Annotated in this window: 1 pseudogene; it reads left to right on the top strand. The window is 39.9% G+C overall.

Annotated elements, in window-relative coordinates:
- Positions 1 to 1218 (top strand): annotated as a pseudogene (locus tag ACFINU_RS09920) (hypothetical protein); the annotation flags it as partial.

The following is a 1218-nucleotide window of genomic DNA, read 5'->3' as shown; positions in this document are numbered from 1 at the left end:
GTAGATTTTTCTACTGGCAGTACCAATCTTAACATTACAAAAGGCGATAAAGACAATAATGTAAAATTTGATTTAGCTAAAGATGTTGTATTAACGAGCTTAAAAGCAGGCACAACTGCCCTAGATGCAACAGGTTTGGTCATTACTGATGGCCCGAAAATAACGACCGCGGGCATTGATGCTGGAGGTAAAGAGATAAAGAAAGTTAAGGCTGCGGTACTCACTGAGACTTCACAACAAGCAGTGAATGGTTCACAGTTATTTGCAACAAATAATGAAATTGCTGATGTAAGAGATAGTATCCTTGTTAAGCAAGAACAAGAAGAAGAAAATAGATTAGCGCGTAGTCTTCGTGCAGGGGGAACAGGTGTTATCACCATTGGGAAAGGAACTGGTGGCAATGAAGTCAGCATTCTGAATAAAGATAATGAGAAACGGAAAATTTCCGGTTTATTAGGTGGCGATCTCAGTGCAAATTCAGATGAAGCGGTGAATGGTTCACAGATACATACACTAGGTGGTAAGGTAGCTACTTTTTTTGGTGGAGATGCTGACTTTGGAAATGGAAACTGGACAGGTCCAAGTTTCAAGATTAAGATCTTCAATGAAGATGGTACTGAAGAAGATAAAAGCTATTCTGATGTAGCAAGTGCTTTAACAGGGGTTGGTACTTCTATCACAAATGTAAAAAAAGAGGTCACCGAAAACATTGGTCAGAATGCTTTGATGTGGGGTGAGAAAGAAGGTGCGTTTGTAGCAACGCATGGGAAAGAAGATGCAAAAAGCAATAGCAAGATTAAGTATCTTGCGAATGGCGATATATCTGCAAGCTCAATGGATGCGGTGAATGGCTCGCAGCTTTTTACAACCAATGAAAATGTTACTAAGGTTGCTGAGCATACAGCGAAATATTTTGGTGGTGATGCTAAGTATGAGAATGGTGAATGGACCGCACCAAAATTCACGGTTAAAGCTGTCAAAGATGATGGTGTTGCAATTGAAGAGAAGCAGTATGATAATGTTGCGGATGCGTTATCTGATGTTGGCGCCTCTTTCACGAATATTCACAAAGAGATTAACAAGGTTGTAAGTGATAGTCTTGTTAAGCAAGATGCAGATACAAGTCTTATCACTATTGGTAAAGAAGTAGCAGGCAGTGAAATCAATATTGCCAATAAAGATAACGGGGATCGGACGCTTTCTGGTGTAAAGGAAGCT

Origin of the sequence: Bartonella sp. AC130YNZD (genome assembly GCF_042196865.1) — a bacterium.
GTDB lineage: Bacteria > Pseudomonadota > Alphaproteobacteria > Rhizobiales > Rhizobiaceae > Bartonella.
The sequence above is the reverse complement of the archived record's forward strand: the minus strand, read 5'-3'. Positions and strand labels throughout refer to the sequence as shown.